The sequence below is a fragment of the Bacteroidota bacterium genome (genome assembly GCA_016711505.1).
Lineage (GTDB): Bacteria > Bacteroidota > Bacteroidia > AKYH767-A > 2013-40CM-41-45 > JADKIH01.
The window spans coordinates 88,003-102,029 of record JADJSV010000018.1 but is presented as its reverse complement, the minus strand read 5'-3'; the positions used below and the strand labels follow the sequence as shown (position 1 = coordinate 102,029).

16 protein-coding genes are annotated in these 14,027 nt (G+C 36.7%); 14 read left to right on the top strand and 2 right to left on the bottom strand.

Features of this window, described 5'->3' with window-relative positions; genetic code table 11:
* The first annotated feature begins 173 nt into the window (after nt 1-173).
* Nucleotides 174-692 (top strand): biopolymer transporter ExbD, encoded by a 519-nt coding sequence (locus tag IPL24_16460; GenBank protein ID MBK8365196.1) that lies wholly within the window; start codon nt 174-176, stop codon nt 690-692.
* 284 nt (nt 693-976) lie between these two features.
* Here the strand turns inward: IPL24_16460 and IPL24_16455 are convergent, their stop codons facing one another.
* On the bottom strand, nt 977-2,491 hold the full coding sequence (locus tag IPL24_16455) for a hypothetical protein (protein MBK8365195.1): 1,515 nt from the start codon (nt 2,489-2,491) through the stop codon (nt 977-979).
* 24 nt (nt 2,492-2,515) lie between these two features.
* Nucleotides 2,516-3,520, bottom strand: coding sequence for a quinolinate synthase NadA (nadA, locus tag IPL24_16450; GenBank protein ID MBK8365194.1), 1,005 nt, complete (start codon nt 3,518-3,520; stop codon nt 2,516-2,518).
* A 507-nt stretch (nt 3,521-4,027) separates the two neighbouring features.
* Between nadA and rpiB the strand changes: the two genes are divergently transcribed.
* From rpiB to IPL24_16385, 13 genes are all read left to right on the top strand, one after another.
* Nucleotides 4,028-4,468 carry a ribose 5-phosphate isomerase B gene (gene rpiB, locus IPL24_16445; GenBank protein MBK8365193.1) on the top strand — a complete coding sequence of 147 codons (441 nt, stop codon included), beginning with the start codon at nt 4,028-4,030 and terminating at the stop codon, nt 4,466-4,468.
* A 90-nt stretch (nt 4,469-4,558) separates the two neighbouring features.
* Nucleotides 4,559-6,004 (top strand): M28 family peptidase, encoded by a 1,446-nt coding sequence (locus IPL24_16440; GenBank protein MBK8365192.1) that lies wholly within the window; start codon nt 4,559-4,561, stop codon nt 6,002-6,004.
* A 352-nt stretch (nt 6,005-6,356) separates the two neighbouring features.
* Complete coding sequence (locus IPL24_16435) at nt 6,357-6,851, top strand: hypothetical protein (GenBank protein MBK8365191.1); 495 nt, start codon at nt 6,357-6,359, stop codon at nt 6,849-6,851.
* 13 nt (nt 6,852-6,864) lie between these two features.
* Nucleotides 6,865-8,478 (top strand): S8 family serine peptidase, encoded by a 1,614-nt coding sequence (locus tag IPL24_16430; GenBank protein ID MBK8365190.1) that lies wholly within the window; start codon nt 6,865-6,867, stop codon nt 8,476-8,478.
* A 2-nt stretch (nt 8,479-8,480) separates the two neighbouring features.
* Nucleotides 8,481-9,176, top strand: coding sequence for a hypothetical protein (locus tag IPL24_16425; protein MBK8365189.1), 696 nt, complete (start codon nt 8,481-8,483; stop codon nt 9,174-9,176).
* A gap of 581 nt (nt 9,177-9,757) precedes the next feature.
* Entirely contained in the window at nt 9,758-10,168 is a 411-nt protein-coding gene (locus IPL24_16420) for a hypothetical protein (protein MBK8365188.1), read from the top strand.
* Between the two features lie 25 nt (nt 10,169-10,193).
* Complete coding sequence (locus tag IPL24_16415; protein ID MBK8365187.1) at nt 10,194-10,670, top strand: DNA starvation/stationary phase protection protein; 477 nt, start codon at nt 10,194-10,196, stop codon at nt 10,668-10,670.
* 3 nt (nt 10,671-10,673) lie between these two features.
* Nucleotides 10,674-11,264: a TetR/AcrR family transcriptional regulator gene (locus IPL24_16410; protein MBK8365186.1), complete on the top strand. Its 591-nt coding sequence runs from the start codon at nt 10,674-10,676 to the stop codon at nt 11,262-11,264.
* 3 nt (nt 11,265-11,267) lie between these two features.
* Nucleotides 11,268-12,341 (top strand): hypothetical protein, encoded by a 1,074-nt coding sequence (locus IPL24_16405; GenBank protein MBK8365185.1) that lies wholly within the window; start codon nt 11,268-11,270, stop codon nt 12,339-12,341.
* A complete protein-coding gene (locus IPL24_16400; protein MBK8365184.1) occupies nt 12,310-12,885 on the top strand; it encodes a T9SS type A sorting domain-containing protein in 576 nt (191 codons plus the stop codon). Before IPL24_16405 ends, IPL24_16400 begins: the two co-directional genes overlap by 32 nt.
* A 5-nt stretch (nt 12,886-12,890) precedes the next feature.
* On the top strand, nt 12,891-13,280 hold the full coding sequence (locus IPL24_16395) for a hypothetical protein (GenBank protein ID MBK8365183.1): 390 nt from the start codon (nt 12,891-12,893) through the stop codon (nt 13,278-13,280).
* Nucleotides 13,277-13,738: a hypothetical protein gene (locus IPL24_16390; protein ID MBK8365182.1), complete on the top strand. Its 462-nt coding sequence runs from the start codon at nt 13,277-13,279 to the stop codon at nt 13,736-13,738. Before IPL24_16395 ends, IPL24_16390 begins: the two co-directional genes overlap by 4 nt.
* Nucleotides 13,735-14,022 carry a hypothetical protein gene (locus tag IPL24_16385; protein MBK8365181.1) on the top strand — a complete coding sequence of 96 codons (288 nt, stop codon included), beginning with the start codon at nt 13,735-13,737 and terminating at the stop codon, nt 14,020-14,022. The genes IPL24_16390 and IPL24_16385 overlap by 4 nt, the downstream gene beginning before the upstream one ends.
* The last annotated feature ends 5 nt before the right edge of the window (nt 14,023-14,027 follow it).

Sequence of the window (14,027 nt, the reverse complement as noted above, 5' to 3'; positions counted from 1 at the left end):
TTAAACACAAGAACACTAAGTTGACAAAAGTGCACGGAATTTATCCGTGATCTTATTGTGCGCAGTGTTCTTGTGTTAAATTTTTTTCAAACATACGAGCACACGCCTTTTCTTTTCCCTCCATTTAATTTATGGAAATTTTAAATACTCTTCTCTAACATATAAACCACAACATGTCAGAGATCCAAACCACCAACACAGACCTTTCCTCCGGCCACCGGAAAGTTCGTCAGAAAAGATCCTCCACTCATATCGATATGACACCAATGGTCGATCTTGCATTTTTACTCCTGACTTTTTTTATCATGACAACGACTTTCAAGAGTCACAAGATCATTGATCTGATCATGCCCGATAATCAGTCAACCAAAAGCCCAACTCTGCTCGCTGAATCAAAAGCCTTCAACCTGTTGATCATGAACGACCGTAAACTAAAATGGTACATGGGCGCTGAAGACAAAGCAGCTAGGGCATTACCGGCAACTTTTTCAGAGGGACCGAATTCAATTCGTAAAATCTTAATGCAAAAAAATAAAATTGTCAATGACTCTGTTTTTGTCCTGATCAAGCCGTCAGATAATTCATCCTATAATGACTTAATAAACGTTTTTGATCTGATGACGATATGCAACATCAATTCATACACGATCATGAATCTGAATGAAAGCGATAAAAAGGTTATTGAGTTATGAATGGAGTGTTCCTCGTGAAACATTAAAAATAAAACACAGAGTTCATAAAGAAAAAAATTAGTGGTTCACAGAGTCTTTCTTGTAAGTCATTCCGTGTTCTCATTGTGTTCTTAGTGTTCTCCGTGTTTAAAGAAATTAAAGTTTCGCACTTTAATTTACCAACTCGGTTCCCCGTGAAACATTCAACTCCGGTAAATCTATTTCAAAATAAAAAGAAAATAGAATCCTGAAATTATCTCTCCGTGAACTTATTTTTTTTCTCCTTTTTCTCCGTGTTAATTCTACTATTCCCCACCCTCCGGCGTCGCCTCCGCCTCTATCTTCCGCGAATTCCCGCTTGAAAAAGTTTCTTTCAGAACTTCAGCACCATTCTCATCATACGTCTTCCATTCACCATCAGGTAATCCCAACCGATACGAACGGATCTGGCGGATACGGCCATTGTCCCAATAGAACTTATGTACTCCCGTTTCTTGTCCGTCTAAAAATTCGCCTTCGAAAGCAAGTTTGCCATCATCATAAAACTGTTTCCACATTCCATCTTCACGACCTTCGATGAATTTTCCTTCAGCAACATATTCACCGATTGAATATTTCCAGTCGCCCTCCTGCTTTCCTTCAACAAAATTTCCTTCGGCCATTACAATTCCTTCGTTGGAATATTCTTTCATCAGACCATCTTCCAGTCCGTTCTTATATACTTCTTCTCTTCGCACAGAACCATCTGCATAAAACCATTTCCAGGGACCATTTGGTTTTCCTTTTACATATGCACCCGTCTGTTCCAGAGAATCATTTTCATAGGTAAACTTCCAGATACCATCACGCTTTCCATCAACATAATTTCCGATTGCACGAAGCTGTCCGCTTTCGTAATATTCTTTCCATTCACCTTGCTCTAATCCCTGGTTATCCATTCTTCCTACACGAAGCAATTTTCCTTGAGTAAAAACTTTTGCGCTGTCGATGTTTCCTTTTTCATCATACATTCTGAACACACCTTCAGGAACTCCTTTTTTGTAAGTGCCGACGATCTTCGTTGCACCAGTCGGATAATACTTTCTCTTGACTTCAAACTTTTCTTTGTCTTCTACCAATGTCGGAATCAAAACATCCATCCTGTATTCTTCCTTTTTTATCACACGACCTTCTGCATTGTATTCTTTAAAGATTCCGTCTTTCTTATCGTCTTTATAAAATCCCTCCGTTTTTACTTTATCATTTTCAAAATACTCACGATAAAGTCCCTGACGTAAACCATTTTTATCGATGCGGTTTATTTTTTCTTCTTTTTGAAAATAACCATTTCTATAATTTGTCACTGTTATCAACACACCGTCTTTTCTGTATTCCTTTGCCAGACCGTTTTCAACACCACTTGTAAATGGAATTACTTTATAAAGTTTTCCTTCTGTATCATACAATTTAAAAAGTCCGTGCTTCACACTCATGGAATCCATTTCTTCCGATTGAATGATTCCGTTTTCATAATAAGTTTTCTGAAGTCCGTCTTTCAATCCTTCTCTGTAATTATATTCTGCAGTAACAAATCCGCTGTCATTATAAAACTTCCATAAACTATCGAGTTTAAAATTCAATCTGTTACCCTCTGATTTTATTCTTCCGCTTTCAAAATAACTTTTCCAGTAACCATCCGGTTTACCTTTCAGCAAGCGGCCTTCACTGGAAATAGTTCCATTCGGATAATAAAATTTACTGATGCCTGCAGAATCGGTATCCTGAGCAACAACATTCATGAAAGAAAAAAACAGACAGATATAAAATATTCGGAATTTCATAGTGTTATTTTTAGTTGAATAAAATTACAATCCAAGATCTTTGGAAATTTGTAACATTCTTTTTATCGGAATTAATGCTTTTACTCTGATCGCTTCGTCCATCAGTAATTCAGGCAGTTCTTCTTTCAGACATAAATATAATTTTTCAAGCGTATTCAATTTCATATGCGGACAATCATTGCAGGCACATGCATTATTCGGTGGAGCCGGAATGAAAGTTTTATCGGGCGAATTTTTTATCATCTGATGTAAAATTCCTGTTTCAGTTGCAACGATGAATTCTTTATCCTGACTCTTTTTTGTGTAATTCAATAATCCTGTTGTTGATCCAATAAAATCTGCAACATCAAGAACAGGTGTTTCACATTCAGGATGAGCGATCAGTTTAGCATTCGGATGCATTGCTTTCAGTCTTGTAATTTTTTCAAGAGAAAAGATCTCATGCACCATACATGCACCATCCCATAACAACATCTCTCTGCCTGTTTTCTTTACGATGTAACGTCCCAGGTTCTTGTCAGGTGCAAAGATGATCTTCTGATCAGGAGGCAAGCTGTTAACGATTCCTATTGCATTTGAAGAGGTGCAGATGATGTCGCTCATAGCTTTGATCTCTGCAGAACAATTGATATACGAAATTACAATGTGATCAGGATTTTTTGCTTTGAAAGCTGCAAAGTCAACCGGCTGACAAGCATCTGCGAGTGAACATCCTGCGCGCAGATCCGGTAAAACAACTTTTTTGGTTGGGTTTAAAATTTTCGCCGTTTCGGCCATGAAATGAACACCGGCGAAAACGATGATCGAAGCTTCAGTTCGCTCTGCTTCCTGCGAAAGTCCGAGACTGTCTCCGATAAAATCAGCAACATCCTGGATGTCTGCATCTTGGTAATAATGGGCGAGAATAATTGCATTTTTTTCTTTTTTCAGTCGAGCGATCTCTGCAAAGATATCGATTGTCGGATCAACTTTCACATCCAGCCATCCCCGCTTGCCTACCCGATCCAACTTTTCATCAATAGTAATCATAACATATTTTATTTTTTAAATTTATAAAATCTACTACTATTATTAGCCTGTTCATACTGTTTGTAATTCGACTTCATTTTGCTTGACTTCTGAGTTACACACTTTTTTATTTGAGTAATGAACACTTTATCATTTCACAATCGTTTGAATTGTAAATTCATCCTTAGATATTAACAAGTGGTGAATAATGACTCGTTGTATAAAAAGTCAGAGCACTCCGGTTCATAACCACCCTGAATTTTGTGCGTAAGTCGGTATACAACTCTAACATCTTTTCCTTGACTGCTGTTTTAATTTGATTAAGGCGATTAACAAGTGAACAAAACAAGACAATCTTCTCACATCTTAATAACCGTTTATACAATGAATGCACAAAATTACTGTTAATAAATTGTTTTGCACTCGCTTTATTTCCAGCTTTATAATTATTGACTTTTCCATGATGTTGAAAACAAAATACTACTTTTGTTATTAAGCATATAGTCATTTCCCTTAATTTCAAATACGATGAAAACACCCAGAATTGCAATAGGTTGCGATCATGCAGGATTCGCTTACAAGGAAATTGTTAAAGAATTCCTTATTTCGGAAGGTTATGAAGTTAAGGATTTTGGAACCAATTCTGAAACCTCTGTCGATTATCCCGATTTTGTACATCCACTGGCGGAAAGTATTGAAAAGAACGAAATGGATCTTGGAATCTTGTTGTGCGGAAGCGCAAATGGTGTAGCTATTACAGCAAACAAACATCAGCAGATTCGGGCAGCAATTGCCTGGCGAAATGATCTGGCATCGCTGGCTCGTCAGCATAATAATGCTAACGTACTTTGCTTACCGGCTCGCTTTATTTCACCAGACGAGGCAAAAGAATTCACAACAACCTTTATTTCAACTGATTTCGAGGGCGGAAGGCATCAAAACCGTGTAAACAAAATAGCTCTTTGTTAACAAAGTATGCGTTTACGAAACTTACTCCTACTCTTTAACTTACTCTTACTTTTAAATTTCTTCCCCCGGAAGTCAGCATTTTCACAGTCTTTGAAAAAAGATTATGCCGATGCCCTTTCCGAAGATTCCATCAGATCTTACCTATCTGTTTTAGCCTCAGACTCATTAGAAGGCCGTGAAACCGGTTATCCCGGACAGAAAAAAGCGGCCGCTTTTTTAGCCTCAAAATATTCCGGATGGGGAATTCCTGTTCAAATTCAAAAACACTCTTTAAGTATTAGGGCAAATACAGGAAGAAATCTGGCGATCGATGGTAAATATTTCATTTACTATAATCACTTCTATTATGTTGGTCCACCTAAAGACACTTTTCTGATATTAAATAATATTCTGATCACCGGTTTTGGAATTTCAAGTAATACCTATAATGATTTCCAGGAAAAAAACATAACAGGAAAAAATATTTTAGTCCGCTGGAAAAAACCGGAATGGAAAGAAAAGCTAAAAGATTCTTCGCTTCCTGAGTCCGGACAAGAATTGATTCCCTATATAAAAAGTTTAAAAGAAAAAAATCCCGCCACTATTTTTATTGTAGTTGATAGCATTCCGGAAATTATTCACCGCATCGAAAACGACTCTTTATTATCCTCCGAACTAAGTCGCTCATTAATTCCGATACTTTTTTTAAGCCCGAATACAGCAGAAAACTTCCTACCGCACCATAAAAAAAAACTGTATGATGCATATATAAAGAAGCTTGAAAAAAAAGGCAAACCGAAAATCATCAGCAAGATCGTTGAGTGTAGTCTTAAAATGATTAGTGAAACCAAATCTCTCGTCGGTGAAAACGTTCTGGCAATAGTTTCAGGAAAATCAAAGAAAGATGAATACATCGTTATCTCGTCTCATTACGATCATTTAGGCATCAGAGATTCTCTGATAAACTATGGTGCTGATGATAACGGAAGCGGAACATCTGCAGTTCTTGAAATGGCGCGACTTTTTCAGAAAGCAAAAAACGAAGGACATGGTCCGGAAAGAAGTATTTTGTTTATGAATGTTAGTGGAGAAGAAAAAGGACTACTCGGATCTTCGTTCTACGTGAAACATCCGATTGTTCCTCTGGAAAAAACTGTAGCCAATCTGAATATAGATATGATCGGAAGAACAGACGAAAAGCATGATAGTCTGAAAGTCACCGACTACATATATCTTATTGGCGCCGATCGCCTGAGTAAAGAACTTGCCCAAATCAATTTTAATACGAATTCAGAATTTACAAAACTTGAACTTGATTCAGCTTTTGATAATGATAAAGATCCCAACAGATACTATCAGAGAAGCGACCACTATAATTTTGCAAAAAATAATATTCCGGTCATTTTTTATTTTAATGGTACCCATGCCGACTATCATAAACCAAGCGATACTTTGGAAAAGATAAACTTCCCACTATTAAGAAAGAGAGCCCAGTTGGTTTTTTTAACAGCGTGGGAATTACTCAACCGTCATGAAAGAATAAAGCTGAATAAGTAATTAGTAAAGTTTTGTTTTAGGTGTTCAAGACTATACATATTTTACCCCGGGGGCCGCGAAAAAAAATCGCTGCCTTTGCTTACAAGCAAACCCAATAAGTTGAATAGATATGTAATAAAAAAACGCCGCTTTCGCCGGCAAGAAGCCCCACGATTTCCCCTCTTGCACGACTATCCACCACATGGCAGACAGCAATGATAAATGGCCAAAGGACAAAATTTAAAACCGGAATCGTAACCGCGTAAATGTGGGTTCTTTTTTGCAACAAGAACCTCAACTTATCACCCATAACTGTTTGTGGATTGCCGTTGTTTTATCTCTTTGTAATAAATAAAAGTGTATTTTTGAAATCGTGAGAAAACTATTTACCGCACTTCTACTATTGATCAGCATTCATTCGAATGGTCAGGAACTTTTATCGGAAGAATCGTTCCGCACTTACTTCGTTTCAGGAAAAGATTCCCTTGATCCTATCGAAGGAATCTGGAACGTTTCCACAACCCAGGAATTTTATCGATATGATACCTTGTACGATGTCCGTAAATATCCAAAGGCAGCGAAAGTCGCTGTCGTTAAAAAAGAAGACGGCTATGAATCATACAATCTCACCGGAGAATCATACGATGTGCAGTTTTTAACTACTGATGTGAAAGGTGTGTATCTATACAAAAATTATTTCCCCGAGATCAAACAGTATTCAAAGGCAAAAGCAATCATCAGTAAAGGCCAGGAAATGGAATACACCTATGACTTCCCTGATGATTACCTCCGCATAAAATTTGGTGATACATATGAAGATGGAACACGTGTAGTAAATATTCTTAAGTGGACAAAAAAGTTTTCCTGAAACAAGATAATGAATGGCAAACAGACTGAAATATGTAATTGTCATTATTCTGCTTATTCATTCACGGAATCTATTTGCTGAAAAATATTGGATAAGTTTTACTGACAAATCAGGTGTGGAATTCGATCCATACGCTTATTTTTCTCAACGAACGATTGACCAAAGGTTGTCACAAGGATTGAATCTTTGCGATGAAAAAGATTTTCCGGTCAACGAAAATTACTGTTCACAAGTACTTTTATTAAGCGATTCTGAAAGTTATTCCAGCAGGTGGTTAAATGGAATAGCAGCGTATACTTCTCCAGATAGAATTGAATCCATCAAAGCACTGCCTTTTGTTTCTTCTGTTCGCGAAATGAACGGACAAGTTGTTTTAGCCTTTAAAACAGAAGAGTCGAAAGATCTAAACACATACAATCGTGCGCTCTTACATTATCAGACAGATCGTTTGGGTGGCAAGCTTTTCAACGAAAGAAACATCGATGGAAAGGGGATTCGTATAGCAGTATTGGATGCCGGTTTTAAAGGAGCAGATGAAAATAGCGTATTCACTAAATTGAGAAATGAGAAACGGATCATTGCTACTTATGATTTTGTAAGAAAGAAAGAAGACGTTTTCGTCAGCCATTGGCATGGAAGCGCCGCTCTCTCATGTATTGTTGGTGAGCTCGATACTGTTAAGATCGGACTCGCTACAGGTGCAGAAGTGTTGCTGGCAAGAACAGAAAAAGTTTTTTCAGAAACCATTAGCGAAGAAGAGAATTGGCTGGTAGCAGCTGAATGGGCAGATAAAAATGGTGCGAATATTATCAGCAGTTCATTAGGATATACATACAACAGATATTTCAACGATGAAATGAATGGCCGGAATAGTCTCATCGCAATGGCAGCTACAGTTGCTGCATCGAAAGGAATTCTGGTTGTAAATTCAGCGGGAAATGAAGCTCGCGACAACTGGCACTACATCGATACACCTGCTGATGCTGATAGTGTTTTGGCAGTAGGTGGCACAGATCCCGGAACCGACCTACATATTTATTTCAGTTCATTTGGTCCAACAAGTGATGGACGTCTGAAACCAAATGTAACTGCACCCGCAGATATCATAGCAGCAAGCGTTAGCGGTATAAAGGAGGCTTTCGGAACATCATTCTCTGCTCCCTTGGTTGCAGGATTTGCAGCATGCGCCTGGCAGACGAACAGATCACTTTCAAACATGCAATTGTTTCGCGAGATTGAAAAGAGCGGACATCTTTATCCATATTTTGATTATGCACATGGCTACGGAATTCCTCAAGCGAAATATTTTACTGACACGACCAGAACGATAGAGCCTACATTTGATTTCGTAATTGTGAATGATCAGATAAAAGTTGTCCTCCGCGAAAAGTATTCTTATCCCGACCAGGAAATCGCATTAGGTTATAATGCTCAAAGAAATCTTTTCTATAAAGTAACAGATAAATACGGATCAGTAAAATCGTATACTGTTTTTCTTGCCGGTAGAAAAGAAATGCTGAACCTGCAGGCGCAGGATTTTAACGAAGGCGATGAAGTTACAGTTCATTTTGAAGGCTATACCAGCAAACTGGATTTTCCAAAATTAGAATCTGAAGAAATTAAATAAGAATGAAAAAGCTAACACAAATTTTATTCCTGATTTTTATTCTAAACGCAGTTTCTGCACGGGCACAAACTGTTTTATTAAACTACGACAGAGCTCTCGAAAAGAAATACGATAAAGGACCCAATCAGGAAAAATTCACACAAGGGTTGATAAAATTCGGATTTGTGCTTCCGGTTTCAGACAGACAGGAAATTATTGCAGGCAATTCTGTTTCATGGGGATTTGGTCTCAGGAAAAAATTTAAGATCAGTCCGCTCTATTCATTAGGTTGGGAATTTCAAATCGACTTTACGAATTATAAACTGAAAAGAGCACCCGGAGCACTTTCACCTTACGGAACTCCGATTGAAGACAGACGTTTTGATGTGTCGGCTGTTTCGCTTGGACAATTCAATCGGTTTAACTTCGATGTGAACAGAGGTAATTTCATGGGAACTTATTTAGATCTCGGAGTAACAGGAAAATATTGTTTGTCTATGTCGGAAGTCTATAAGTATGAAACAGGATATGGCACCGCCCGTACCGAAGTCGACGATCTCGATTACGTAAAAAAAATACAGGCTGAAGCGTTTGCCAGATTCGGATATAGCCATATCAGCCTCTGGGCGTCTTATCGTTTTACCGATTTGTTCAAATCCAAATATCAGATGCAGGAGATGCCGCAGGTGATTTTGGGACTTGAGATTGGGCTTTATTGATTTTACAAAAGTGTTTATGTGCCTCCGTGTTTTAGGTAAAAGCCGGATTTAGTGGGAGATTTAATTTGTATACTTGTTTACTAGAATTAATTTTATACTATTTCTATAAAGGCAATTAGTTTCATAAAGCCTGCTTAAATAGAGGGTTAATGCAACTGATGCGTAAACACAAACGTTATAAGCAAGCCTAAAAGACGACCGTGCAACCGTAAGACGGACACCAAAACGACCAGACTTTTGACTGCCAAATAAATTCTCGGACGACAAAAACTCGGTTGACAATTTCGCTGTAACTCGACACCGCCAGACCATTTTGCCGACACTAAAGCCAACGCATTTGTTTTAAAAATTTCCCCACCGCACATTTTAAAAAATAATTTTAGCCAGCCCACATTGGCACATTTGGGGTTTGCCCCTTCACACAAGCCGACACACAGGCAAACCCCAAAAGAGCCAATTTCCCACCGCACCAGATGATTTTCGTCATATTTTAAAGTTTTCTCAAAAAAAACTTGCAGGCGTGAATATAATTCAATTACCTTTGTGAGTGAATATTCACTAACATTATAAATACAATCAAAATGAACGGCAAAAACAACATCGCAATTGGCTTCCTGACAATGGGGCTTTTTATGGCTTATGGCTTTCTATTAATCTACCTCCGTGACTTTGCTCCGGGTAAAGAAGAATGGGCAAACTCATACAGTATCGGAAAACATTTTGAAAGCAGACTGGCTCACGTTCACGGGAACTTGTTTGCCTTTCTAAACATCCTAATTGGTTATTTGCTTCTACATTTCAGAGACAAACTCCAAAACGTGAAAGTCATTTCTTGGTTGGCACTTACTGGATTGTTAATGCCAATAGGAATACTAACAGAGGTGTATTTTGGTTTGCCTCCTGCTTTAGTATTAATCGGAGCAATTGCAATGACAGCTTCGGTAATTTGGTTAGGTGTTGCCTTTTTGAAAATGAAATCTGTCACTCAATAAATCATAAACTCTAAAATAAATAAAGATGAAAAAAATAAATGCAATTGGTTTACACCAAGACAAAGCCGAAGATTTGGCAAATAAATTAAACAAGTTATTGGCAAACTATTCAATCTTTTATCAAAACACGAGGGGCTTTCACTGGAACATCAAAGGTGAAAAGTTTTTTGAGCTGCATTTAAAATTTGAAGAACTCTACAATGATTTGTTGCTAAAAATTGATGAAGTTGCTGAACGTATATTAACATTGGGGCATACACCCGAGCATAGTTATTCTCAATATTCTAAAACATCAACAATAAAGGAAAGCAAGAAAATTTCTGATGGTTTAATTGCAGTTGAACAAATTCTGGAAGCATTTAAAACAGTAATCGTAATGCAAAGAGAAATTCTTGCATTAGCTACTGATGCGAACGATGAAGGAACAAATGCTTTAATGAGCGATTATATCCGTTTTCAGGAAAAACAAGTATGGATGTATTCTTCATTCTTAAAAAAATAACAAATGACAACAGCAATTTCAGACAGACAACTTGAAATTATAGAAGCAGCAGGTAAAATACTTACTACTTCGGGAGTAAGTGGCTTAACAATTAAGAACCTTGCTAAGGAAATGAAGTTTTCTGAAAGTGCCATTTACAGGCACTTTACAAGCAAGGAAGAAATAATTATTGCCTTGCTCGAATATCTTGCTAAGAGTATGGATGAACGCTATACTAATGCAATTTCCAGCGATCAATCACCCGAAGAAAAATTCATAACGCTGTTTCAAAATCAGTTTTCATTTTTTAAAAAGAACCCACACTTTGTAGTGGCGGTATTTTCTGATGGACTTATGGAAGAAAGTCAACGCATAAACGAAACTATATTGAAAATAATGGGTGTAAAAATGAAACACTTAATGCCTATAATTTTGGAAGGGCAACAAAAAAAAGTTTTTACAAATTCTATAACATCTGATGAATTAATGCATATCGTGATGGGAACTTTCCGACTGAAAATGTTTAAATGGAGAGTTGCAAATTTTCAATTTGACATAAGTAGAAACGGTGACAATATGATACAATCGGTTTTAACATTAATAAAAAACAAATAGATGATGAACAGAATTAAAATTTTAGCAATACTATTAATTGCTTTCACCTCACAAGGCAATGCTCAAACTGCACCATTTCATATTGCTATTGAACCAATGAATATAAGTGGCTTGGGTGGTTTACAAGCTTATGCTTGGGGTCAACACAATGGTAAGTGGTTAATTATTGGTGGACGATTAGATGGCTTGCACCGTAGACAACCCTTTGCTGCATTTGATGTGGCGGGACACAACAATCAATTAATAGTTGTTGACCCAGTTGCACAACAAAAATGGACGGCTCCATTATCATCACTTCCAATTGGTTTGCAAGAACAATTAAGTTCAACCAATATGGAATTTTTTCAGGAGGGAAATTATTTATACTTGGTAGGCGGCTATGGTTACAGCAACACTTCTGCTGACCATATCACCTACCCAAATCTTAGTGCAGTTAAAGTTCCCGATGTTATAAATGCAGTTATCAATGGAACATCGTTTGCAACAAATTTTAGGCAGATAACAGACACAATGTTTGCTGTTACTGGCGGTTATCTCAATAAAATCAATAACACTTTCTATCTTACTGGCGGTCAAAAATTTATCGGCAGGTATAACCCAATGGGTCCAACTCATGGACCTGGATTTGTTCAAATCTATACTAACGCAAGCAGAAAATTTACAATCTTCGATAATGGTGTAACGCTTTCTGTTACACATCTACCTGCAATAGTAGATGCTGCAAATCTTCACAGAAGAGATTATAATGTAGTTCCGCAAATAATGCCAACAGGCCAAGAAGGTTTAACTGCATTTTCGGGAGTATTTCAAGTGGGTGTTGATTTACCTTATTTAAATTGTGTAAATATAGACAGCACAGGGCATACAGTAAACAATGCTTTTTCTCAATATTACAATCACTACCACTGTGCTCATATTCCAATATATAGTGCTTCAAACAACGAAATGCACACGGTGTTTTTTGGTGGTATTGCTCAATATTATGATAGTTTAGGAATATTGGTTCAAGACAACAATGTTCCATTTGTAAAAAACCATAGCACGAGTGACAAGAGATGCAAGTGGCACAATGGCTGAATATAAATTACCTATTGCAATGCCTACTTTACTCGGTGCAGGTTCTGAATTTATTCCCATAAATACATTGCCACATTATAGCAACGAAGTATTTAAATTAGATAATTTTACGGCTGACACAACTTTGGTTGGTTATATCTATGGCGGTATAAGCAGCACAGCAGCTAATATCTTTTTTACAAATACTGGCACGCAAAGCAGTGCAAGCAGTCAAATATTTAAAGTATTTGTGATAAAAAATTCAACGGTTGGCATTCACGAGTTGAACACTCATAGCATTGGAACATTGCAAATGCAAGTGTATCCAAATCCTAACAATGGCAATTTCATGGTGAAATTTAATCTTAGGGATAAAGGTGAAGTAAAACTTACAATTAGCGATGCCAGCGGGAAATTAATTGAAAATACAGTTCTTAAAAACTTACAAGCAGGAGAAAACACCTACTCTAAAAGAATTAAAAACCTTATCAATGGCGGAATTTATTACATCACCATTGAAACCACTTATGAAAAAGCAACTCAAAAAATAATTGTAGAACCATAAAGATTATGAAAAAAATACTTCCATATTTATTTGCAATTATTTTAGCCGGATTTGGCTTGCTTACTTTATTCCTAAGCACTTCCGTAATATTTGATTTGTTTGGCATTAGAGCCAAAGAGGGCAATTATGTTCTGTTTGTGGTTTGGTCAAATTTCATCAGTAGCATTCTTTATCTGTTAGCTGCTTATGGGTTTATTAAAAGCAAGAAATGGACTACATCGCTTTTAGGAATTTCAACACTTATTCTACTAACAGCTTTTATCGGTCTTAAAATTCACGCAAGTTCAGGCGGTATTTATGAAGAAAAAACCATCGGTGCAATGATTTTTAGAATTGCTGTAACTCTAGCATTTGCAAGTATTGCTTATTTCACAATTACAAAAAAGAAAATATGAAAACAAAAATAATTTCACTTCTAACATTCAGTTTGATTCTTATCGGTTGTGGAAACACAACTAATGTAAAATCAAAAGTACAAACGAAATCGGCCAATCACAAGGAACACCTGCACGATGAAGAAAGTGAAGCCATCGAACTTAATAATGGAGAAAAATGGAAAGTTGATTCCAATATGATAATACATATTCGCAATATGGAAACTGATATAAATTCATTTATTAAGGTTGAGCAAAAAGATTACAAATCATTATCTGAAAAATTACAATCCAATATTGATTTACTTACTACTAATTGCACAATGAAAGGCAAAGCACACGATGAACTTCATAAGTGGCTTTTGCCATACATTGATTTAGTAAAAGAACTTTCAGAAGCTAAAGACGAAACAGAAGCATCAAAGCAATTTGAAAATATTCAAACTTCATTCACAACATTTAATCAATACTTCCAATGAACATAAAAGAATTACACACACAAGAAAAACCAGTTTCAGCAACTTCTCTTTTTAAAAGCGAATTAGGAAATGCAACTGCCATACAAATTTTGGAAGGCGAAAAACTAAAAGAACATATCACCAAAACTCCTGCACTTTTGATTTGCATAAAAGGAGAAGCGATTTTTGAAAACGAAAACGGTGTAAGAGAAACATTAAAAACTGGAGATTATGTAAACATTGAACCAATGGTAAAACATTGGGTTGAAGGAAAAATTGAATGTCAATTAATACTCATCAAATAAAAAAA